Annotated in this window: 23 protein-coding genes; 18 read left to right on the forward strand and 5 right to left on the reverse strand. The window is 49.9% G+C overall.

What is annotated here, in order from left to right:
• Positions 1-135: 135 nt before the first annotated feature.
• The 5 genes from MUG84_RS01985 to MUG84_RS02005 all read left to right on the forward strand — a co-directional run bounded on the left by MUG84_RS01985 (position 136) and on the right by MUG84_RS02005 (position 6193).
• Positions 136-2205, forward strand: a complete 2070-nt coding sequence (locus tag MUG84_RS01985; RefSeq protein WP_244718807.1) for a bifunctional aldolase/short-chain dehydrogenase — start codon at positions 136-138, stop codon at positions 2203-2205.
• A 143-nt stretch (positions 2206-2348) separates the two neighbouring features.
• Positions 2349-3098: a (Fe-S)-binding protein gene (locus tag MUG84_RS01990; protein ID WP_244718810.1), complete on the forward strand. Its 750-nt coding sequence runs from the start codon at positions 2349-2351 to the stop codon at positions 3096-3098.
• Positions 3076-4581 (forward strand): LutB/LldF family L-lactate oxidation iron-sulfur protein, encoded by a 1506-nt coding sequence (locus tag MUG84_RS01995; protein ID WP_244718813.1) that lies wholly within the window; start codon positions 3076-3078, stop codon positions 4579-4581. Before MUG84_RS01990 ends, MUG84_RS01995 begins: the two co-directional genes overlap by 23 nt.
• Positions 4578-5303, forward strand: a complete 726-nt coding sequence (locus MUG84_RS02000) for a LutC/YkgG family protein (RefSeq protein WP_244718831.1) — start codon at positions 4578-4580, stop codon at positions 5301-5303. Before MUG84_RS01995 ends, MUG84_RS02000 begins: the two co-directional genes overlap by 4 nt.
• A 122-nt stretch (positions 5304-5425) precedes the next feature.
• A complete protein-coding gene (locus MUG84_RS02005) occupies positions 5426-6193 on the forward strand; it encodes a DeoR/GlpR family DNA-binding transcription regulator (RefSeq protein ID WP_244718835.1) in 768 nt (255 codons plus the stop codon).
• Between the two features lie 116 nt (positions 6194-6309).
• Here MUG84_RS02005 and MUG84_RS02010 read toward each other — a convergent pair whose 3' ends face one another.
• A complete protein-coding gene (locus tag MUG84_RS02010) occupies positions 6310-8184 on the reverse strand; it encodes an LTA synthase family protein (protein ID WP_244718836.1) in 1875 nt (624 codons plus the stop codon).
• Positions 8185-8301: 117 nt separating this feature from the next.
• Positions 8302-8904: a TetR/AcrR family transcriptional regulator gene (locus MUG84_RS02015; protein ID WP_244718837.1), complete on the reverse strand. Its 603-nt coding sequence runs from the start codon at positions 8902-8904 to the stop codon at positions 8302-8304.
• Between the two features lie 168 nt (positions 8905-9072).
• Between MUG84_RS02015 and MUG84_RS02020 the strand changes: the two genes are divergently transcribed.
• The 10 genes from MUG84_RS02020 (at position 9073) to MUG84_RS02065 (ending at position 16385) form a co-directional block, all read left to right on the forward strand.
• Positions 9073-9957, forward strand: coding sequence for an ABC transporter ATP-binding protein (locus MUG84_RS02020; RefSeq protein ID WP_244718838.1), 885 nt, complete (start codon positions 9073-9075; stop codon positions 9955-9957).
• A 1-nt stretch (position 9958) separates the two neighbouring features.
• On the forward strand, positions 9959-10771 hold the full coding sequence (locus MUG84_RS02025; protein WP_244718839.1) for an ABC transporter permease subunit: 813 nt from the start codon (positions 9959-9961) through the stop codon (positions 10769-10771).
• Between the two features lie 47 nt (positions 10772-10818).
• Positions 10819-11562 (forward strand): nucleotidyltransferase family protein, encoded by a 744-nt coding sequence (locus MUG84_RS02030; protein ID WP_244718840.1) that lies wholly within the window; start codon positions 10819-10821, stop codon positions 11560-11562.
• Positions 11563-11662: 100 nt separating this feature from the next.
• Entirely contained in the window at positions 11663-12124 is a 462-nt protein-coding gene (locus tag MUG84_RS02035; RefSeq protein WP_244718841.1) for a DinB family protein, read from the forward strand.
• Positions 12121-12663 (forward strand): GNAT family N-acetyltransferase, encoded by a 543-nt coding sequence (locus MUG84_RS02040; RefSeq protein ID WP_244718842.1) that lies wholly within the window; start codon positions 12121-12123, stop codon positions 12661-12663. The genes MUG84_RS02035 and MUG84_RS02040 overlap by 4 nt, the downstream gene beginning before the upstream one ends.
• Before the next feature lie 159 nt (positions 12664-12822).
• Complete coding sequence (locus MUG84_RS02045) at positions 12823-13782, forward strand: GNAT family N-acetyltransferase (RefSeq protein ID WP_244718843.1); 960 nt, start codon at positions 12823-12825, stop codon at positions 13780-13782.
• 281 nt (positions 13783-14063) lie between these two features.
• Positions 14064-14981: an EamA family transporter gene (locus tag MUG84_RS02050; RefSeq protein WP_244718844.1), complete on the forward strand. Its 918-nt coding sequence runs from the start codon at positions 14064-14066 to the stop codon at positions 14979-14981.
• Positions 14982-15205: 224 nt separating this feature from the next.
• Positions 15206-15730 (forward strand): GNAT family N-acetyltransferase, encoded by a 525-nt coding sequence (locus MUG84_RS02055; protein ID WP_244718845.1) that lies wholly within the window; start codon positions 15206-15208, stop codon positions 15728-15730.
• 53 nt (positions 15731-15783) lie between these two features.
• Positions 15784-16206, forward strand: a complete 423-nt coding sequence (locus MUG84_RS02060) for a hypothetical protein (RefSeq protein ID WP_244718846.1) — start codon at positions 15784-15786, stop codon at positions 16204-16206.
• Positions 16207-16247: 41 nt separating this feature from the next.
• Positions 16248-16385: a GNAT family N-acetyltransferase gene (locus MUG84_RS02065; RefSeq protein WP_244718848.1), complete on the forward strand. Its 138-nt coding sequence runs from the start codon at positions 16248-16250 to the stop codon at positions 16383-16385.
• A 30-nt stretch (positions 16386-16415) separates the two neighbouring features.
• On the opposite strand, the gene MUG84_RS02070 is transcribed toward MUG84_RS02065, so the two are convergent.
• Positions 16416-16613 carry a hypothetical protein gene (locus MUG84_RS02070; protein WP_244718850.1) on the reverse strand — a complete coding sequence of 66 codons (198 nt, stop codon included), beginning with the start codon at positions 16611-16613 and terminating at the stop codon, positions 16416-16418.
• Between the two features lie 113 nt (positions 16614-16726).
• On the opposite strand from MUG84_RS02070, the gene rpiA reads away from it, so the two are divergent.
• Together rpiA and MUG84_RS02080 are read left to right on the forward strand one after the other, a co-directional pair.
• Positions 16727-17425, forward strand: coding sequence for a ribose-5-phosphate isomerase RpiA (gene rpiA, locus MUG84_RS02075; protein ID WP_244718852.1), 699 nt, complete (start codon positions 16727-16729; stop codon positions 17423-17425).
• Positions 17426-17531: 106 nt separating this feature from the next.
• Complete coding sequence (locus MUG84_RS02080) at positions 17532-17999, forward strand: MarR family winged helix-turn-helix transcriptional regulator (protein WP_244718862.1); 468 nt, start codon at positions 17532-17534, stop codon at positions 17997-17999.
• Positions 18000-18113: 114 nt separating this feature from the next.
• Here the strand turns inward: MUG84_RS02080 and MUG84_RS02085 are convergent, their stop codons facing one another.
• Entirely contained in the window at positions 18114-18413 is a 300-nt protein-coding gene (locus MUG84_RS02085) for a hypothetical protein (RefSeq protein ID WP_244718865.1), read from the reverse strand.
• Positions 18414-18435: 22 nt separating this feature from the next.
• On the reverse strand, positions 18436-19281 hold the full coding sequence (locus MUG84_RS02090; RefSeq protein ID WP_244718868.1) for a helix-turn-helix transcriptional regulator: 846 nt from the start codon (positions 19279-19281) through the stop codon (positions 18436-18438).
• Between the two features lie 144 nt (positions 19282-19425).
• Here MUG84_RS02090 and fabF point away from each other — a divergent pair, with 144 nt between their 5' ends.
• Positions 19426-20664, forward strand: coding sequence for a beta-ketoacyl-ACP synthase II (gene fabF / locus MUG84_RS02095; RefSeq protein ID WP_244718890.1), 1239 nt, complete (start codon positions 19426-19428; stop codon positions 20662-20664).
• Positions 20665-20713: the final 49 nt, after the last annotated feature.

Genomic DNA, 20713 nt, shown 5'->3' on the forward strand with positions numbered 1-20713 from the left:
TGTTGTGCTTTTTTTAACTTTTAAATATTAAAAAAATAAGTATAAAAACAAAAATATATCTGGTATAATCAATTCAATTCAAATAAAAACAAATATAAACAAATTAAAACAAACAATACAGGAGGCATATCATTCATGGTACAAAGCCGGTGGAATCACGAAGAAGCATCCAAGCAAAAAGCAGGGGTAGACGAACTGGTATACCGCTCCAACCTGATCGGAAGTGACCGGAGCGTATGCAACTGGGGTGGAGGAAATACCTCGCTCAAAACCGTCGAGAAGGATTTCCGCGGTCGCGACGTGGAAGTCATGTGGGTCAAAGGCAGCGGATCCGACCTGGCCACAATGAAGGCGCAGCATTTTACCGGTCTCCGCCTGGAAGATATTAAGCCGCTGATTGAGCGCGATGAAATGCCAGATGAGGAGATGGTGGCTTATCTGTCGCACTGCATGATAGACAGCAAGCATCCGCGGGCATCCATTGAAACGCTGCTGCATGCTTTTCTTCCATATCCGCATGTGGATCATACCCATCCGGATGCGATTATCAGCCTCTGCTGCGCGGATAACGGCAAAGAGATCGCCAAAGAAATTTATGGGGATACCTTTGTATGGGTGCCATACATCCGTCCGGGCTTCACATTGTCCAAAATGATCGCCGAAGGCGTAAAGAATAATCCAAATGCCCAGCTCGTACTTATGGAGAAGCACGGCCTGGTAACCTGGGGAGAAACCTCGGATGACTGCTACAACCAGACGATTACCATGATCCAGAGGGCTGAACAATACATAAATGACCGCATTCAGGAATCCGAAGTTTTTGGCGGATGCCAAGTGGAAACTCTTGCGGAAGAGCAGCGCAAAGCCATCCTCGCAGAAGTTATGCCTGTCATCCGCGGTGAGGTCAGCGACGGCAAGAAAATGATCTGCACGTATGATGCGGGAGATGATGTACTGCAGTTCGTGAACAGCAAAAACGCCAAAGCCCTGTCACAGGTCGGAGCGGCATGCCCGGATCACCTGGTACATACGAAACGCGTTCCGCTGTTCGTGGACTGGACGCCATCCGCAAATGGAGCAGCAGCGCTCAAAGAAGCCGTACGTGAAGGCATTGAAGCCTATAAAGAGGAATACAAATCCTATTTCGAGCGCAACATGCATGAAGGCGACGTGATGTTCGAAGCGGCTCCGCGTGTCATTCTGATTCCAGGCATCGGCATGGTCAACACGGGGAAAAGCATTGCCATGGCAGGTGTCAGCGGAGCGCTGTACCACCGCGCGATTGCGGTTATGAAGGGGGCGACGGCACTTGGCGAATTCGTATCCCTGAACGAAAATGAATCCTATAATGTGGAATATTGGCCGCTCGAGCTTTATAAGCTGACGCTGGCTCCAGCTGAAGCGGAATTTTCCCGCAAAATCGCCTTTATTACCGGCGGAGCAGGCGGCATTGGCAGTGAAACGGCCCGCCGGCTCGTGTCCGAAGGCGCCCATGTCGTTCTAGCCGACTTAAATCTCGAAGGCGCCGAGAAGGTTGCAGCCGAAATCAATGCAAAGTATGGTGAAGGCCGGGCTACGGCTGTAAAAATGGATGTAACCAGCGAGGAGATGGTCATCGCGGCATTGGGTGAAACCGCATTAACCTACGGCGGCGTGGACATTATCGTGAATAACGCTGGTCTGGCAACCTCCAGTCCGTTTGATGAAACTTCGCTGAAAGAGTGGAACCTGAACATGAATGTTTTGGGTACCGGCTACTTCCTTGTGGCCCGTGAGGCGTTCAAGCAGATGAAGGAGCAGGGGCTTGGCGGCAGCATGATTTTCGTGGCTTCGAAAAACTCGGTATACGCCGGCAAGAACGTGACGGCCTACAGCTCGGTCAAAGCGCTGGAAGCGCATTTGGCCCGTTGCATTGCCGCCGAGGGCGGAGAGCATGGCATCCGCGTGAACACCATTATGCCTGACGCCATTCTGCAGGGCTCCTCGATCTGGAACTCGAACTGGCGCAACGAACGTGCAGCGGCTTACGGAATCGAGCCTGACCAGCTTGAGGAGCACTACCGCAAGAGAACGACGCTGCTCGTGAACATCTATCCGAAAGACGTGGCGGAAGGCATCGCCTTCTTCGCTTCTTCGAAAGCCGAGAAAACGACCGGCTGCATGCTGACGATTGATGGCGGCGTTCCGGCGGCATTTACGCGGTAACTACTAAATCCGAATATGCAATCATCCGATTTTTCGTTAGGAAGCAATCCCCGTCATATCTTATGATTGGGGATTGATTTCTTCTTTTAGAGATCCGACAAGATATGCTATCATAACTTAAAAAAAAAGGAGGGGAGCTAGAGATGAAAGTATCGCTTTTTATTACTTGTATCAGTGATGCGCTGTTTCCGCCGGTTGGGGAGGCTATGGCCCAGCTTCTCGCCCGGTACGGCGTCCGTCTTCATTTTCCCGAAGTGCAGACCTGCTGCGGTCAGCCGGCTTTTAACAGCGGCTATTGGGATGAGGCCAGGGCTTCAGCCAAAACCATTTTGGAAGCGTTTAACGACAGTGACTTTGTGATCGCTCCATCGGGCTCCTGCACGGGCATGATTCATCATTATTATCCCAAATTGTTCGAAAACGACGCCGTATTGCTGGAAAAGTGCCATCGGCTCAAAGACAAGACCTATGAATTCACTCAGTTTCTTGTTCAAGTGCTGGGTGTAACGGATGTCGGAGCCTATTTTCCGCATAAGGTGACTTACCATCCTTCCTGCCATGGTTCGCGTCTGCTAGGCATTAAGGAAGAGCCGATGCAGCTCATGAGCCATGTTGAGGGCATGGAGTATATTCCACTTCCGTATGCAGAGGACTGCTGCGGCTTTGGAGGCACCTTCGCCATCAAGATGAGTGAAATCTCCGGAGCGATGGTGGAAGAGAAAAGCCAGCATGTGCTGGAAACGGAGGCTGAGGTTCTCGTAGGCCTGGATATGGGCTGTCTGCTTAATATCGGCGGTAATCTGAAATTTCAGGGCAAGCCGGTTCGTGTGATGCATCTGGCGGAGCTGCTGTATGAAGGGGTGAAGAACCGTGAGCAAACCGCAGGGGTCTAACGTCAAGGAACGCGCCAAATCCGCGCTCAAGGATGAATTTCTGATCGATGCCGTCAAATTTACGACCGAAAGGCTGAAAAACGGCAAAAAGGCAGCGACAGCGGAGCATGGCAACTGGGAAGAATGGCGGGAGCGGGGCCGGCAGATCCGTCTTCATACCATCGCTCATCTCGATTACTATTTGAGTCAATTTATTGCAAATGCCCGCGCACAGGGGGTGCATGTTCATTTTGCACCGGAAGCGAAGGACGCTGCCCGGATTGCCGTGGAAATCGCCAAGCACCGGGGGGCGAAGTCCGTCGTGAAATCGAAGTCGATGGTGTCGGAAGAGGTTCACATCAATGAGGCCTTTGAGAAGCTGGGGATCGAGTCCATTGAAAGCGATCTCGGTGAATATATTATTCAGCTGGCCAATGAACCGCCATCCCACATTATTATTCCGGCCATTCACAAGAACCGTTATCAGATTGCCGAACTGCTGTCCAAGGAAGCCGGGGAGACGCTGCCTCCGGAGACCAAAATTTTGGCCGGCTTCGCCAGACGCAAGCTGCGGGATAAGTTCCTCGAAGCGGATATCGGGCTTACAGGCTGTAACTTCGGTATCGCTGAAACGGGAAGCGTCGTTATTTTTGAAAATGAAGGCAATGCCCGCATGGTCAGCACCGTACCGAAAACGCAGATTACGCTGATGGGTATGGAGCGCCTGATCCCATCATGGGATGATCTGGAGGTCATGGCAACGCTCCTGCCAAGATCGGCTACCGGACAGAAGCTGACGGTGTATATGTCCGGCATAACGGGACCAAGGCGCGAGAACGACGGGGACGGACCAGAGGAAATGCATATTATCATCGTCGACAACGGCCGTTCGCTACAGCTTGGAGATCCGGATTTTCAAGAGCTGCTGAACTGCATCCGCTGCGGCGCCTGCTTAAACGCTTGTCCGGTCTACCGGCATATCGGCGGACATTCCTATCCGGGAACCTACAGCGGTCCCATCGGGGCTGTATTAACACCGGCGCTGAACAAGAATACGCAGGAATGGCAAGACATCGCCAATGCTTCGAGTCTTTGCGGTGCCTGCTACGAGGCTTGTCCTGTCAAAATACCTCTGCATGACATGCTTGTTTATCTGCGCAACCGCAAAGTGGAAAGGGGATATACCGCTTCCGGCGAGAAAATGGCTATGCAAGGCTTCAAGCTGCTGATGGGAAGCCACAAATGGTTCCGGCAGGCAGTAAAGGCAGGTCAAATTGGACAAAAGCTCTTGGTTCGGGACGGTTATATCCGTTCGCAAATCGGTCCGCTTGGGGGCTGGACGGCATACCGCCACATCCCTGCACTACCGAAGCGCTCATTCCGCGAGCAGTGGGCAGGCTTGTCTAGTGAAGTCGAGAAGTCGATAAGGCCCATGCCTGATGAAATGAAAAAGCGAATGGAACAGACGGTTCAGGCGCGCGGGAAAGGAGGACATCACGCATGAGCAAATCTGATCCGGCATTTCTAGCGAAGCTAAGCAAAGAATCGCAGGAAGCCGAGAAGCTGTTTATCGGCAATATCGCAAGCAGGCTGGGGCGTTCAGCCATCAGTCCTCTGCCTGCGCATCCTTTTCGCGGAGCGCCGGAGTTCTGGACCTCCTATGAGCTTGAGCGGGAGGAGAGAATCGCTCGTTTTATGAGCAACTGGCAGGCTGCGGGAGGATTTACCGAAAGGGCAGACTCGATGTCCGAGATTCCGGATATCGTTGCTCGTATCCTTGGAGAGCTGAATGCCAAGTCAACGATCCGGCAAAATCTACCTGAGCTGAAGCAGCTGGGATTGGAAGAGAGGCTGCCGGAGCTTCGGCATGATGCCTGGGATAGTCTGGATGCGGAAGGATCCCTTCGCACCGCTGAGCAGGCAGATGCCGGGATCGTCTTGGCGGACTATGCCGTAGCCTACACCGGCTCGATGATTGTTATGTCCAGCGCGGATAAAGGGCGATCCGTCTCGCTGCTGCCGAATATCCTGATTGCTATTATCTCGGCAGACCGCATGTATACCCGTCTCGGGGAAGTGATGAGCCGCGTTGCTGCGGTCCCTGGTGATCAGTTCCCGGCGGGCATACATTTCATATCGGGTCCAAGCCGCTCCTCAGATATTGAAAATGATTTGACCATTGGTGTTCATGGCCCCGGCGTGGCCTACGCATTGATCGTTGGATAAGTGTCCCGCCCGCTGCATTCGGCGCAAGCCGCTGAGTCGGCGGGCCCTTTTTTCTTGAGAGGGTGCTATAATCTAATTATGACGGCCGGCAGATCAAACGCCGGCTATGAAAGAGGGTAGCTATGTTAGTTGCGGAAAGATACGATAAAATCGTGAGGCTCGTCAATGAGCGGGGGAGCATCCGCGTATCGGAGCTCAGCGAGTTGTGCGGGGTAACGGAGGAAACGATCCGCCGCGATCTGGACCGCCTGGAGCAGCAGGGAAAGGTTCGACGCAGCCATGGCGGGGCTGTCAGCGTCAAGGAGGCACAGGCGGAAACGCCGTATTTTGAACGTGAAGTGATGCATCAGGAGGAGAAGAAACGGATCGCACGTGCGGCCGTTGCATTAATTGAGCCATATGACCGGATCGCGCTGGATGCCAGCTCGACAGCATGGTACATGGCTTCTATCCTGCCGGATATCCCGCTTACAGTACTGACGAACTCCATTAAGGTGGCTCTAGAGCTGTCTTCCAAAGAAAAGATTGAGGTCATCTCCACCGGAGGCATTTTGGCGGCCAAATCCTTGTCCTATGTCGGACCGATGGCTGAGCGCAGCCTGGAAGCCTATTATGTGGATAAAGCGTTCGTATCCTGCAAAGGCGTTCATCCGGAACGGGGTATCAGCGAATCGAACGAGCTGCAGGCGATGATGAAGTATAAGCTGATCAAGCAGGCTGCGAGCGTCTATCTTTTAGCCGATGCGAGCAAAATCGGGGTGCAAGCTTTCACGCACGTAGCCGGTTGGGAAGAGATTGATGCCGTAATTACGGACAGCCACATCGGTGACGGGGATGCCAAGATGCTGCGGGAGAAAGAGCTTGAGCTGATCATCGCGGAAGAGGCTTGATAATCAATATGATGCAGGCTGCAATATTTGCACGAAGAAAGAGGCTGCCTCCTTTGACTGGATAACCAGTGGATAGGAGACAGCCTTTTATTATAGTTATGGCTCTAATACTTCAATTAACGTTTAGGCAGAAGCTTGACGTATTCATCGGACAGCTTCATCTGAGCCAGGTTATATTCATAATCACTTTTGTATTTGGCAAAATCGGTGACAGGCTCCAGCGTGTCCAAATTGATCGCAGTGCCTTCTTCGAATGTTTTGCCCGGAACATACATAATTTCATTGTTAAAGAAAGAGCCGGTTGGCAGGTAATAACGGCTGCCTACGATATTGTGATCGATGTTCAGCAGATCATGGCCGAAGGCGGTAAATTTCTCATCTTTCAGGGAAATTCCCATCAGATTGGCAAGCGTCGGCATAATATCCACCTGTCCGCCAACCTGTTTCACTTCCTGTCCTTTGACTCCGGGTACGTGAATCAGCAGCGGGATATTAAAGCGCGTTACACGGGGATCATACTTGATGCCGAGTGCCTTGCTGACCATTTCCGGATCGTTATCCTGCGGCTGAAGCCCGAAATGGTCGCCGTAAATGACAAGCACGGTATCGTCCCACATGCCGTTTTGCTTCAGTTGGTCAATCAAGGTTCCAATCGCATAATCCGTATAATTCACGGCAGCCAGGTAGTCTCCAAGCTGCGTGCCTTTCAGATCTTCAGGAAGGGTCATTTTCATGCGGTCTGCCGGTACATTAAAAGGAAAATGGCTAGATACAGTAACAAACTGCGCATAGAATGGCTTTTTTTCCTGATGAAGCTTCGATAAAGTTTGGACCCCGAACTTGTACAGCTCTTCATCAGAAGCGCCAAATTCATTAAAATGGTCGTTTTTATAATACGGTTTATCATAGTAATGCGTGAAGTTTAACGCTGGATACAGCTTATCCCGATCCCAGAACTTGACGTCATTCACATGGAAGGTATCCGCTTCGTAATTTTGTTTCTCGAGCAGTCGCGGCATGCTTGGAAGCTCACGATCACCGTATCCTGTCGACATAGGGATGTCGCCCGTTGGATAGATGGAAGTGTTGCTCATAAACTCCGCATCAGAGGTGTTGCCCTGACCGATCTGCTGGAATATCTTTGGAAAATAAAAGCTGTCTTTAGCCAAATTGTTCAATACCGGAGTAATCTCCTGATTATCAATGGACAGATGGATCGGGAAGTTCTGGAACGCCTCCATCTGGATTACAATAACGTTTTTGCCTTTGGCTGCACCGAAATACTTGGGCTGAGCCTGTGGATTGTCCTGATATTTAAAGGTTTTTTGCGTTGAATTAATTTTGTCTATGGTCTCGTTAATATTGCCTGAAGCAACCTTAACCGCGTCCTCTTTGGCTCTGATGCCTGCGGCGACTTGGTAATTAATGAATCCCAGATGTTCAGCCTGAAGCACCTCGTTGGTAATGGAACGGTCCTGGCGGATAAAGAAAGCGGAAGCAGCCAGGGCAATAACGCCGATGACAGCCGGCCATCTTTTGCGCAGAGGCGTGGACATGCTTGGCCCCCGCTTCATCACTTTACCGATGATCCAGACCACCGCGATGATGATCACGTCGGCAAAGAAGAGATAATTTGCCGTTTCAATCGTGGATTGGACGCTTGATTTGATCTGCGTGACCTGATTCAGTTCTGAAAGGGCGGTATAGGTCGGCACCGAATTGAAGTGTTGAAAATACAGCGCTGACGCGAAAAAGATAACAGAGCAAAGCAAATTAAATATCCAATACACGATTCCCTTCGCCCTGGAAGGCGTCACGAGCTCAATCAGGGAAAGCAGCACGAGCAGCGACGCTACATCCGCTGTGACGCGGCTCCACATAATCTCGTGGAAGAAAAAGTAGCGTAGAAGCAAAAGCTTCAGCAATAACAGAATAAAGACCCCAATGACGGGCGTCTTAGGTTTGGATGAACGTATAAATAAGTCTCTCATTCTTACTCCTCTTAATCCATGTAATGAATTTTCGTAAAGTTACCTCCCTGCCTGTTTTCTATGATTTCTATTAAACAATGAAAATACTAAATTAACACAGATTTCACAATCTGTTAATCACTTTTGGGGCTCCGGACCACAAATTCCATAAAAAAATACCTGGACGAGCTCTTCAACGAACTTCTCCTGGTTCTCACGAAATTTGTTCGATTCCAGCATCCGATAGGATGAATCGTTCAGCATGTTGAGGTACAAAATGACGGTTTCAATGGAGATGCTGTCAGATATTTCGCCGCTGGCTTTGCTCTTGGTAATGAGCTCGACCACCAAAGGTACGCTGCGCTCCTCATAGCTTTTTTGCACAAACTCCCGAATTTCCGAATCCTCCTGCATTAGTTCCGCTATCACGGAAGGGTGGAAGGAATGGGTCGCTTGTTTCTTTTGGAAAATAATATATTCGATTTTTTCCTTCAGAGAATAATCCCCGCGAATAAACGTCTCAAAATCCTCTATGGTCTGAAGTACATAGTCCTTGAATGCCTCGCGGATTAATGCTTCCTTGCTGCCAAAATAATTATATATGGTCACCTGGGAGACTCCGGCTTCCCTGGCGATATCTGCAATACGGATTTGCTTCACACTGCATGACGACAGCATTCGAAGCATGGTTTTCTTGATTCTATCTTTAATTTGCTGGGCCCTGCGTTCAAAACCGTTCATTCACATGTCAGCTCCATCTTCCGGCACCTGCCGCTTAATAATGAAATTATAGCACAGAAATATTTCATAACTCTATTGACGAAATATTTTCTCAGGCGTATGATCTGGATATGAAATAATTGGTTGTTCATATTTCATAATTTTGTTCCCGAGTGGGAGGGGCAGGTCATGCTTACAGTATCGCATGTAACGAAGGTATTTCCGGGAGGAAAAGGGATTTTTGATGTTTCTTTTACGGTCGGAAAAGGGGAGGTATTCGGATTTCTAGGTCCGAACGGGGCGGGGAAATCAACAACGATCCGCCACATCATGGGATTTATGAAACCGGAAAAGGGATACGTCCAAATTAAAGGCTATGATACCTGGAAGGATCAGGGAAAGTTTCAGAAGCTGGTCGGTTACTTACCGGGAGAAATTGCTTTTATGGAGGGAATGACGGGAAAGTCTTTTCTTGATTTTATGTCCAGTCTCCGGGGTGGCGTGAATCAGCAGCGCAGAGCTGAGCTCATCAAGAGATTGCAGTTCGATGACCGGACGCCAATCCGTAAAATGTCCAAAGGAATGAAGCAGAAGGTCGGGATTGTCGCCGCATTTATGCATGAGCCCGAAGTGATCATTCTGGATGAGCCGACATCGGGTCTGGATCCGCTCATGCAGAAAGTGTTTATTGAGCTGGTTTTGGAAGAAAAAGCGAAGGGAACCACATTTCTGATGTCATCGCACAGTTTTCCGGAAATTGAGCGTACCTGCGACCGAGCGGCAATTATCAAAGATGGTAAAATCATTGCCGTCAATAATGTTCATGAGCTGCAGGCGGTTCAGCGGAAGCTGTTTGAGGTTACCTTTGAAAATATAGCGGACCGGGATGCTTTTCTCAGCAGCGGTCTCAAGATCGATTCATATCAAGACAAACAGGTGCGCGTGTCGGTTCAGGGGGATTACAACCGTTTTACCCAGGAAACGGCCAAATACAAGATTCGCAGCATCGATGTGTTTACGCAGAATCTCGAGGATATTTTCATGGATTACTACGACCGGGAAGGAAGAGACTGACATGAATATGCCGTTATATGGACAAATGATGAAAAACCATCTGCGGACGATGTCGAGTTATGCGTTTGGATCGGCTTTTTATATTTTGCTGATGTTCTGGATTTATCCGAGCATGCAGACGCAGTCGGAGAGCTTGAACGCACTTCTTGCCTCTATGCCTGAAGGACTCAGCAAGGCGTTTGGCTTCGAAAATGGGTTCGGCAGCATTGACGCATTTATTTCTGGTGAATATTATGGGCTGCTGTTTATACTGATTCTCTCCATATTCAGCATCATGACCTCCACGCAGCTGATGGCGCGCCTTGTCGATCAAGGGTCGATGGCATATCTGCTGTCCGCCCCGACGACCCGGGTTAAAGTGGCTTTCACACAGGCTATTGTGCTGCTTACAGGTCTGGTGGTGATTACAGCGATTACAACGCTGGCCGGTTATGCAGGGTACGCCTGGTTTATCGGAGACTTGAATGATTTTAATTCGAACAGCTTTTTGCTGCTGAATGTTGGTGCGTTTTTACTTTTCTTTGCCGTATGCGGCATCAGCTTCTTAATTTCGGCCGTGTCGAATGATGAGAAAAGAGCGCTTGGCGCCTCTGGAGTTGTGGTATTTGGATTTTTCAGTTTGAACCTGGTCGGCAAAATCAGCGATAAGCTGTCCTGGATGCAGCATATCTCATTATTCTCGCTGTTTGATCCAGCAGGTATTGTCAAAGGCACCGTGGACTGGATGCCAGTTGTCATCATTTTATTGGCCGTTGGATTGGCCGGATTTGCTGCAGGAATCATCCTATTCAGAAAAAGAAGCCTGCTTCTGTAATTCGAGCTATACTAGGGAGTAGAAGAAACGTTAAACAGGAGGCCCCTATGAAAGCACTCATTCTGGCTGCGGGTTACGCGACAAGACTGTATCCGCTGACTCTGAACATGCCGAAATCTCTGCTCCCTTTAGGTGATGTAACGATTCTGGACCTGATTGTACGGAAGATGGAAGAAGTGGTTTCCATATCCGAAATTATCATAGTATCCAACTCCAAATTTTATGAAGCTTTTATGAAGTGGGCCGAATCCCGTTCCTTTAATAAGGCCGTCAAAATCATCCATGATGGCTCCACATCCGAAGATAACCGGCTTGGAGCCATCGGTGATATACAATTTGCGATCGAATGTGAAGGATTTGATGAGGATCTGCTCGTTTGCGCCGGGGATAATGTGTTTACGTATGATCTAACTTCATATGTGGACTACTTTCAGAAGCAGCAAAGGGACTGTGTACTTGTCCAGCATTTGCAGGATACGGAAGAACTGAAGAGAGTAGGCGTTGTAGAGCTGGATGATTCGCAGCGGGTAATGTCTTTTGAGGAGAAGCCTCAGCATCCCAAGACGGATATCGGGGTTTTTGCGGTGTATCTGTACCGGAGAGAGACGCTGCCTTTATTCAAGGAATACTTGCAGGAAGGGCATGAGCCCGATGCCCCCGGTTATTTTCCGGAGTGGTTGTCCCGCGTAAAAGAGCTGAGAGCCTATTTTGCAGAGGGTGTCAGCTATGATATGGGAACGCACGAGGCCTACCGGAAGCTGCAGGAGCTCGTGAAAAATAATCGGTTGTGATGATTAAAAACCAAACAAATGTTCTTGTTTTGTGCTGGCCCAGATGGTATGATTAGGAAAAGGTACATACCATTTTGGATCATCCAAAGGAGAGGTTCTCATGAATACGAAGCAGGAAAAATTGGAAGCCTTCGCTGAGCTGATCGGATTCGCCCAATCGCTGGAACGTTTGCCGGAAGAACAGTGGACAGGTCCGATTACAGAGGGCAAATGGTCGCCGCGCGACATTATGAGCCACATCATGCTGTGGGACAAATACTTCCTGGTGCATGCGGTTCGCCCGATGGCAGAACATCAGCCGCTTACGCTGAAGAACCTGGATTTTAATGAGTTCAACCGAGATGCAGCAGCCTATGGATTAACGCAAAGCAAAGAGGAGCTGATCCGCCAGATCGTGGAAGCGAGGAGTCAGCTGATTGAATTGCTGCAGAGCATTCCAGAATCAGAATACGGCGATAAGCATGGCGGCACCATGTCCGTCGATGAGTATCTGGTAGATTTTTATGAACATGATCGGCATCATATGGGACAAATTCATACATATATAGCAGGTCTGGCATGATCATTTTACGTCAGGGAGATTTGGCGGTCCGATCCCTTTCGGTAGAGGATGCATCGCTTCTTTTGAAGTGGCTCAGTGATCCGCGCGTACTGGAATTTTACGAAGGACGTGACCGGCCGCTTGATCTCGAAAAGGTACAAGAGCATTTTTACCGGGAAGACAGCGATTCTGTTCGAAACATCATTCTCTATCGCGACGAGCCGATTGGCTACATCCAGTTTTATGAGGTTGATGCGGAGGAGCGGGAGCTCTACGGATATGGAGAGTCTCAGGAACGAATCTTCGGCATGGACCAGTTCATCGGAGAACCCGGTTGCTGGAATCAAGGAATAGGAACGCAGCTGATTCAGGCGATGACGGCCTATTTATTCGGCAGCCTGCAGGCGGACCGGATCGTCATGGACCCGCAGACATGGAATAGCCGCGCGATTCATGTTTACGAGAAATGCGGGTTTGTGAAAAAGAAGCTGCTGCCCAAGCGTGAATGGCATGAAGGCGCCTACCGGGATTGCTGGCTGATTGAGCTAGCTGGAATCTGAGCCGACATAGAAAAATAAAGGGTTGTTCCCATAGGTCTAAAAAAGACTTGAGGGGAACAGCCCTTTTCTCTATGAAAACGTCATTTCTTGGCATGAAACCATGCACCTAGATCGTAAACTGTACTAGAATCTAATTTAATTATCCAAGGGAGGTCCGGCATGAGGATCGGGGATCAATCTGGGGACCAGCCTTTAGCAGAACTGTCGGCCTCACTGCAATTAGAAATAGCCGAGTTCGACGTGTGGAAGAAATTCTGGTCCATTTATTATGATCAGGGCTCGGTTGGCTTTAGCCTGCAGACGGGGCCGGGGCTAATTCTGCCTGTTGGAACCGTATCTTATTGGGTGAAAAACGGCAGCAACACGATAGGGGGTGTTATAGTTTCCTCTAATGCGATTCGCTGCCTGTTCACCATTCCGCCTTTTCAGGCGGATGCGGCATTAGTCAGGCTCTTATCCCGGAAGATGCAGCAGCTTGAAGGAAGTAGCGGGACCGTTCATGCTTGCGATATTTTGCCGGATCAAGAGGATTTGTTCATCAGGGCTGGATTCCGTCCGGATCCTCATCGGTACCGGTGGATGCAGCGGCCTACTGCCGAATTCGTCCATCCACCCGACCATCATATTACTTTGCGTACTCCTAACATGATGAAGGAGGATGGAGAACAAAGGCTTCTTTTGGAACGTGAGATTGGCCTGTTCCTGTTTAAGCATGCTAACGAAGTCGCAGGAGCGGCGGGATTCTCTTTTTCGGAGGTGCTGGCCAAGCTTCGCCGCTTTGCCGCCCTTAGCCCGGAGGATGCTTTGCAGGCATCAAGCCTGATGTATGACACGCGCACACGCGCTTTAATCGGTGTGTGCTTGATCGACATGGAGGAGGGCTGTCCAACTATCGACGAACTTGCCGTTATGCCGGCATACAGAAGCCGGGGACTTGCGACAAGAATGCTGCAGCATGCTCTTTCTGAGCTGGAAAAGCGGGGACAGCCATTGCTGCGGATTAGGGTCATGCATGGACATCCGCTCGAATCCTTGTGTTTTCACCTCGGTTTTATGCCGGGGCCTTTGTTTATACCGTTAATGACGCTGTACGGAATGGATCATGGTTATCGTCCATAACTGCATCGTAGACGAGGAAGGGTTACGGGCCGTTATAGCCGCCCCATACTTTATTCTGTTAACGTAGCTCATTGACGCTTGTCGAATAATGTTTTAGAATTTTTTTCGTAAGGTTCAAATTTAAACATCAAGATATTGCAGCACCTGCTTTTAAACTCCGATTCGTTCGTGAGTGGCGAAATTTTAACGAAGGCTATCTGTCATCGGTTTCGTTCGCCCCCTGTCTTAACAGACAGGGGGCTTTTGGTTGTTGCGTAACACTGGCATCAGGAGGAATGAACATGAACAAACTGAAATACTCGTTGCTTATATTAATTGGAGCATGCAGCTACGGCGTCCTGTCATCGATTATGAAGGTCGGCATGAAGGAAGGATTTACGGTGAACGAGATGCTCGGAGGCCAGTATGTATTCGGCTGGCTTCTGCTGCTTGTGCTTATGCTTCTTTTTTCGCGGAAAAAAGTGGGGGCCAAGCAGTGGCTGGCGCTGATGGCGGTGGGAATCACCATGAGCGGCACATCTGTGTTTTATGGAAAGGCCGTTGAACGTCTGCCCGCATCCATCGCCGTTGTCCTGCTGTTCCAGTTCACCTGGATTGGCGTTCTCATGGAAGCAGTAGCGGATCGGCGTGTTCCCAGCCGCAGCAAACTCATATCCATCGTGATACTGATTATAGGAACCTTGTTTGCCGGAGGCGTCATTGGCGAAAGTACGGGTCATCTGGATATGAAGGGTGTGGTATACGGTCTTTTGTCCGCATTTGCCTTCGCACTGTACATGTTTGTCAGCGGACGTGTCGGCACGAGCGTTCCTGCGCTGAATAAAAGCTTTTTTATGACAACAGCCTCAGGCATCATTGTATTGTCGGTGTTTTCTCCCTCATTCCTATGGGATGGCACGCTTGGTGAGGGATTATGGAAGTATGGGCTTATTCTTGGCTTTCTCGGAATTCTGATTCCGGTTCTCTTCTTCTCGATCGGCATGCCAAAGGTGGGATCGGGTACGGGGGCCATTCTCGGAGCGGCTGAGCTGCCGGCCGCCGTTGTTGCGTCGGTGCTTATAGCTCAAGAGCATGTAAGCAGTCTGCAGTGGCTGGGGATTCTGCTTATTTTTATCGGCATAGCCATTCCTCAAGTCCGGTTTTCCCGTAAAAAGGAAGCACCGGCGAACGAAACTTTGGAAACGGCGGCAGGACTTTAGTTTTTGTATAGGAATACAGATTAAGCCCTTCATTATGGAGGGATGTAAACGTGTAGACTTCTCTTATTCTCTTAGTCTCGGCTGTCTTAGCCGCAGGCTATTTTTTTTGTATAATAGAATCAATAAGATGGAGTTATGACGCAATTAAAAAAATGATGACTACATTTCCAATATGAGGTAATCTAAGGGGGCTATATACAAAAATATTACAGGAGTACAGCCCAATGATAATAAGACAAATGCAAGTCCATGAGTCCGGGCTGATCCGGCAAATCGACAGATCCGAAATCATCGGTAAAATCTACAAAATGCAGGATGGGGAGCTTCAGGCTGTTGCTGCTGGACATGAATGCAAGGCTTGGGATGAAGCGCATACGGAGGAGATGATTGAGCGTTTTGAAAAAGAACTTGCGGGCGGTGGAATTGCGTACGGGGCTTTAGACGGTGAGACGCTTGCCGGTTTTGGGGTGCTCGGACACAGGTTCCGCGGAGAAAACTTGGACCAGCTGCAGGTGGACTTAATGTATGTGAGCCGTTCTTACCGCAGGCAGGGCATCGGATCGCGCATTATGGAAGAGCTTAGCAGGGAAGCTAGGGAACGGGGCGCGTCCTACTTATACATATCTTCGACGGAAACGGAATCAGCGGTTCATTTTTATATGGCCAGCGGCGGACGAATTACGGATCAAGTCGATGAAGAGCTGTTCCGGAAGGAGCCAGAAGATATTCATATGCTGAAAAAGCTGTAATACGTCTAGAACATGGCTTTTGATTACTTAAAGAAATGGATGAAGGTGAAGAATTGATCGTAAATATCGGATACGTTTTAGTAGTGTTGATTCTTGCAGCCGCCGGTATTCTTGCCTGGAAGAACTTAATGATTATCTTGGACCAGCGAAAAGTGAATGGCGAAATGCCTGCAGCCTCCTCATATACCGTGCAGGTTACCCGCTTGTCCGAGGCTGAGGAGCAGGAAAATATGACTCCGCTTTTTGAAGCTTCCTATCAGGAGCAACAGGGAACGGTGCACGTCTGCTTATGCAGGATGAACGGAACGATTAGTGAGCTTGAGCTGGATCATGCAGTGCAAATTATGGATCATACCTGCTCCGAGTTGGCAGATAAGGGAACGGTCATCGAAATGTTATCTCATCCTGAAGCTGCCACAAATGAGGAAGAAAGCGTAGCGCTTCTCCATCTTGAGCAAAAATTACGTGACAAATGAAGAATATTACAAGCGGGGTACAGAGGAGGGGGAAAGCGGCATTGACACGAAACATGCTGAGTGGTCCTGACCGGTTTGCATCGCTGTATACGGATTTGAGCAATCCGGTTACCAATCATATTTATATGAACATCGGGTACAAGCCGCTCGCCGATTCGGTTGTCTATGTGTTTCGCTAGCCTTAAGTACAAGACTACGATCTGATCTGATTACATATGGTAGTTGCCGCTTGGTTCATTCAGAACCCATTCGAGCATGCTGATCATATCTTCCACGCGCAGCAGCTGTGCCGTCAACGAATCATGCACCGTACTGTCCGGACGGACGGCTTCAAGGCGGGTGAGCAGCGATTTTTTCTGAACGGTAAGCTCCTTGATTTTGGATTGAATCTGGTTTTCGGTTCTCATGAATAATTCCTCCAGGTGTTGTCATCATATGTCTGATTATAGCAGGTTACAGGAAAGAACCATAATCATCCCTTATGTATGAACTTGAATCTCATGTGAGGAGCGTGTAGAAGATGAACCTGAAGCAATTAGCCGCGGAAAAAGCGGTGGAATATGTCAAGGACGGTATGCGTATTGGACTTGGAACAGGCTCAACGGCTTATTGGGCGATCCGGAAAATAGGTGAACGTGTCAGAGAAGGACTGTCGATCCAGGCGGTGGCTACCTCCAAGGCTTCAGAAAAGTTAGCGCTGGAGCAGGGGATTCCCTTGATTCCTTTTAACAGGCTCGAGGGGCTTGATCTAACGATTGACGGTGCAGATGAGCTCGACCGCGGGCTTCACTTGATCAAAGGCGGCGGAGGAGCGCTGCTCCGAGAAAAAATCGTGGCCTATCACAGCAAGGAATTGATCGTCATCGCCAATGAAAGCAAGCTGGTGGACAAGCTGGGCCGCTTTCCGCTGCCGGTTGAAATTGTTCCTTTTGCGAATGAATGGACGCTTGCCTCACTAGAGGGAATGGGCGCAAAGCCGATGCTGCGCACGGAGGACGAGCATATCTACGTAACGGATAACGGCAATTACATTGCCGACTGCCGTTTTGGCTTTATTGAGGACCCGGAGAAGCTTCACCGGTTGCTCTTGGCCCTGCCGGGCGTTGTGGACAACGGTCTTTTCATCGGACTTGCAGCAAGAGCTGTAATCGGACACAGCGACGGTAACGTGACAGTTATCGAACGAGAGGCATCGCTAGGCGTAAAAGATTTGAATTGATGCGTAGCAGAAGCCTTTTGCCGGCGTTATTAGATCATGGGAGATTGACAATCCGGCGAATTTCCATTATCTTTGCATTAAGATAGTATGTTTGGAGGTTTCATGTATGGCAGATAAAACGAACAACGACGATATGTCACTGGAATTATTTATTGTACTCGCACGCGCCTATAATTCGGTAGTGGCCCACTCCACCCGTGATATTCAGAGCCATGGCCTGAATACGACCGAATTCGGCGTGCTGGATCTGCTGTACCACAAAGGCCCGCAGCCTTTGCAAAAAATTGGGGAGAAGGTATTGATCTCCAGCGGCAATATTACCTACGTGGCAGATAAGCTCCAGAAAAAAAATCTGCTTGTCCGTAAAGCATCACCGGATGACCGACGTGTTATTTTTGCCGATTTGACCGATGAGGGACGCGCTTTCTTCGAGCAGATATTTCCGCAACACCAGCAGGTGCTGGTTCATGCCGTCGAGGGCCTCTCGATGCAAGAGAAGCGGCAGGCAGCCCAGCTTCTCAAGAAGCTGGGGCTCTCTGCCGAAGAAAGATTTAAGGCCGGACATGCCGAGTAGATATCGGTGAACGGCGGGCCCTTAATAGAATGAATATGTATTTCATGAAAAACAGCCCTGTTGCCGCGTGAGGCGGAATAACGGGCTGTTTTTTGCTTCCGGACCCGGGTTGATTTAAAGCTTGAATCGGTGCACCTGATCCCCATGTCCCTCCTTGGCCAAAATCTCCTTCTGTCTGTGTCCAATCAAGTCAAAATGGGGAAAAGGACTGCGGTTGTGTATATAACGGGACGGTAGGTCATGCTGCTCGCACCATAATTTGAGGCGGTCCAGATCCGAACATCCAACCTTGGTTACGGTCGTGATGCCAGGAAAACGCGGATCGATCCAGTAATGTGTCAAAAATGCAATCTCCCCTCTAGCCACCGCTTCTTTCCACTCGTTAAGTTCCTTCCGGTTAATGCCAAAAGCCATGATTTACCACCCCATTTCAATGTCATTCATCCGCCGTTTTATTCATCAGTCTTCTAAGCTTTCCTTCTGTTGAAGAGCCGGATGCCGGCGTGTACACACTGCAGCGGAGATCGGCACTGCCCTGAACCTGTAGTGAAGTCAGATCAAAGAGCATTTTTCCCATTTTGGCATGCCGGAATTCGATGACGACCTCAGGCGCGCTGCTTACTTGGCTGTGTTTCCATAAAGGCAGAAATTCCGGATCGATCTGTTCCATTTCCCGTAAAAATCCCTCATACCATGAGTCATCTACATACTGTCCATAATAGGAGCGGAAGATGGAGAGGAAGCCCATCACAAAATGCTCCCAGTTGACGGCCAGGCGGCGGAACTCCTTACGGGTGAAGAGAAGACGAATCATGTTCCGCTGATCCGGTGGAATACGGTCGAATTCAAGAAACACGTGGGATGCCGCCTGATTCCAGCCCACGATCTGGCAGTGGCGGTCGGAAATGATCGTGGGGCAGTAATGAAGCTCGTCCACCATTTTTTGCAGCGAAGGACTGATCTTCGGCTCCTCATGCTGATTCAGGCTTGTGCTGGGCGTCTCCATGGCGAGCGAAAACAGATATTTACGCTCATCGGCGGTCAGCTGCAGCGCAGAGGCGATGCAGTCCAGGACAGAGGAAGATACGCTAATGTCCCGTCCTTGTTCGAGCCAGGTATACCAAGTACTGCTGACTCCTGCGAGCTGGGCAACTTCCTCTCTGCGGAGCCCGGGTGTCCGTCTGCGGATTCCTGGCGGTAGACCTACGGATTCCGGTTGAATCTTGGCGCGCTGCGAAGTAAGAAAAGCGGAGAGGGCCTGCAATCGGCTGTCCCGGTTCATGAAAAAAGATCCCACCTTTCCATCTGATAATAACCCAAAGGTTCAACATAGTATTCATTATACTAGTATAAACAACAACTTGTAATAGGATAACGGCTGTGAAAAAATATTTCCATAACGGAAATACAAGGGAGGAACCAAGTTATGGAAAGAGTCGTGATTACAGGTACCGGAGTGGTCTCGCCACTCGGCAATGATGTTTCAACGTTCTGGAATGCTATGCTGCAGGGTAAATCGGGGATCTCACGGATCAATTCCTGGGATACTTCACATATGAAAACCCATATAGCGGGAGTGATTCATGATTTCGATGCGGACGCGCGCTTCGGCAAGAAGGAAGCGCGGCGTATGGACCGCTTCTGCCAGTTTGCCATGGCTGCGGCCGAAGATGCGATTCAGGATGCGGGACTCGCATTGGATCAGGTGGATAAAGAGCGGATGGGCGTATATGTCGGTTCCGGGATCGGAGGTATTTCGACCTTGCTTGAACAGGAAGAGCTTCTGCGCACCCGGGGAGCATCCCGGATCAGTCCTCTGCTCGTGCCGATGATGCTCTCCAACATGGCTGCAGCCATGATCAGCATTCATACCGGTGCGCAGGGACCGACATTATCACCCGTTACAGCATGCTCGATCGGGAATACAGCGATCGGGGAGGCGTTCCGGCTGATCCGCGCCGGCGGCGCGGATGTCATTATCGTCGGCGGTGCAGAAGCGGCCATTACGGAAATTTCGATGGCGAGCTTCGGCAATGCGACCGCTCTCTCTACTTGGGATGGCGACCCGGCACTCGCAAGCCGGCCATTCGATGCCGGTCGAGACGGTTTCGTGATGGCGGAAGGAGCCGGGATTCTGGTGCTCGAGAGCTTAACCCATGCGCTGAGCCGCGGAGCCCGGATTTATGCGGAGGTTACCGGATACGGAGCGACATCCGACGCCTATCATGTCGTAGCCTCCCATCCGGAAGGCAGAGGAGCCTATCAGGCCATGAAGCTGGCGCTTAAGGAAGCAGGCGTGGAGCCTGGACAGGTGGATGTCATCAGCGCCCATGCGACAAGTACGCAGGTGGGAGACCGGTCTGAAATGGAAGCCATCAAACGCCTCTTCGGCGAAGAAGCTTACCGGATTCCGGTAACCGCGCATAAATCTATGCTGGGTCATATGTTTGGAGCTTCCGGCGGAGCGCAGGCGATCGCCATGGTACAGATGATTCAGCATGGCCTCATTCCTCCGACGATCAATCAGGAGGAACGCGATACGGCGTGCGATTTGGATGTGGTGCCGAATGAAGCTAGGGAGAAGAATGTTCGCATCGGTATATCGAATTCCTTCGGTTTTGGCGGGCATAACGCCGTTGTTGTGTTTCAGAATTTCGATCAATGAACATCACGCAAAAGCAGCCCATGAGGGCTGCTTTTTAAGAGAATTATAT

It is taken from the genome of Paenibacillus mangrovi, assembly GCF_022898935.1.
In the GTDB taxonomy this organism is placed as follows: domain Bacteria; phylum Bacillota; class Bacilli; order Paenibacillales; family Paenibacillaceae; genus Paenibacillus_AQ; species Paenibacillus_AQ mangrovi.

Bases quoted from the DNA above. Each gene is read 5' to 3' on its own strand.
- MUG84_RS02000 (WP_244718831.1), top strand. From the start codon at position 4,578: ATGAGCAAATCTGATCCGGCATTTCTAGCGAAGCTAAGCAAAGAATCG.
- fabF (WP_244718890.1), top strand. From the start codon at position 19,426: ATGGAAAGAGTCGTGATTACAGGTACCGGAGTGGTCTCGCCACTCGGC.
- MUG84_RS02020 (WP_244718838.1), top strand. From the start codon at position 9,073: ATGCTTACAGTATCGCATGTAACGAAGGTATTTCCGGGAGGAAAAGGG.
- MUG84_RS02015 (WP_244718837.1), bottom strand. From the start codon at position 8,904: ATGAACGGTTTTGAACGCAGGGCCCAGCAAATTAAAGATAGAATCAAG.
- MUG84_RS02055 (WP_244718845.1), top strand. From the start codon at position 15,206: ATGATAATAAGACAAATGCAAGTCCATGAGTCCGGGCTGATCCGGCAA.
- MUG84_RS02030 (WP_244718840.1), top strand. From the start codon at position 10,819: ATGAAAGCACTCATTCTGGCTGCGGGTTACGCGACAAGACTGTATCCG.
- MUG84_RS02025 (WP_244718839.1), top strand. From the start codon at position 9,959: ATGAATATGCCGTTATATGGACAAATGATGAAAAACCATCTGCGGACG.
- MUG84_RS02090 (WP_244718868.1), bottom strand. From the start codon at position 19,281: ATGAACCGGGACAGCCGATTGCAGGCCCTCTCCGCTTTTCTTACTTCG.
- MUG84_RS02005 (WP_244718835.1), top strand. From the start codon at position 5,426: ATGTTAGTTGCGGAAAGATACGATAAAATCGTGAGGCTCGTCAATGAG.
- rpiA (WP_244718852.1), top strand. From the start codon at position 16,727: ATGAACCTGAAGCAATTAGCCGCGGAAAAAGCGGTGGAATATGTCAAG.
- MUG84_RS02085 (WP_244718865.1), bottom strand. From the start codon at position 18,413: ATGGCTTTTGGCATTAACCGGAAGGAACTTAACGAGTGGAAAGAAGCG.
- MUG84_RS02010 (WP_244718836.1), bottom strand. From the start codon at position 8,184: ATGAGAGACTTATTTATACGTTCATCCAAACCTAAGACGCCCGTCATT.
- MUG84_RS02080 (WP_244718862.1), top strand. From the start codon at position 17,532: ATGGCAGATAAAACGAACAACGACGATATGTCACTGGAATTATTTATT.
- MUG84_RS02035 (WP_244718841.1), top strand. From the start codon at position 11,663: ATGAATACGAAGCAGGAAAAATTGGAAGCCTTCGCTGAGCTGATCGGA.
- MUG84_RS02045 (WP_244718843.1), top strand. From the start codon at position 12,823: ATGAGGATCGGGGATCAATCTGGGGACCAGCCTTTAGCAGAACTGTCG.
- MUG84_RS02040 (WP_244718842.1), top strand. From the start codon at position 12,121: ATGATCATTTTACGTCAGGGAGATTTGGCGGTCCGATCCCTTTCGGTA.
- MUG84_RS02070 (WP_244718850.1), bottom strand. From the start codon at position 16,613: ATGAGAACCGAAAACCAGATTCAATCCAAAATCAAGGAGCTTACCGTT.
- MUG84_RS01990 (WP_244718810.1), top strand. From the start codon at position 2,349: ATGAAAGTATCGCTTTTTATTACTTGTATCAGTGATGCGCTGTTTCCG.
- MUG84_RS02050 (WP_244718844.1), top strand. From the start codon at position 14,064: ATGAACAAACTGAAATACTCGTTGCTTATATTAATTGGAGCATGCAGC.
- MUG84_RS01985 (WP_244718807.1), top strand. From the start codon at position 136: ATGGTACAAAGCCGGTGGAATCACGAAGAAGCATCCAAGCAAAAAGCA.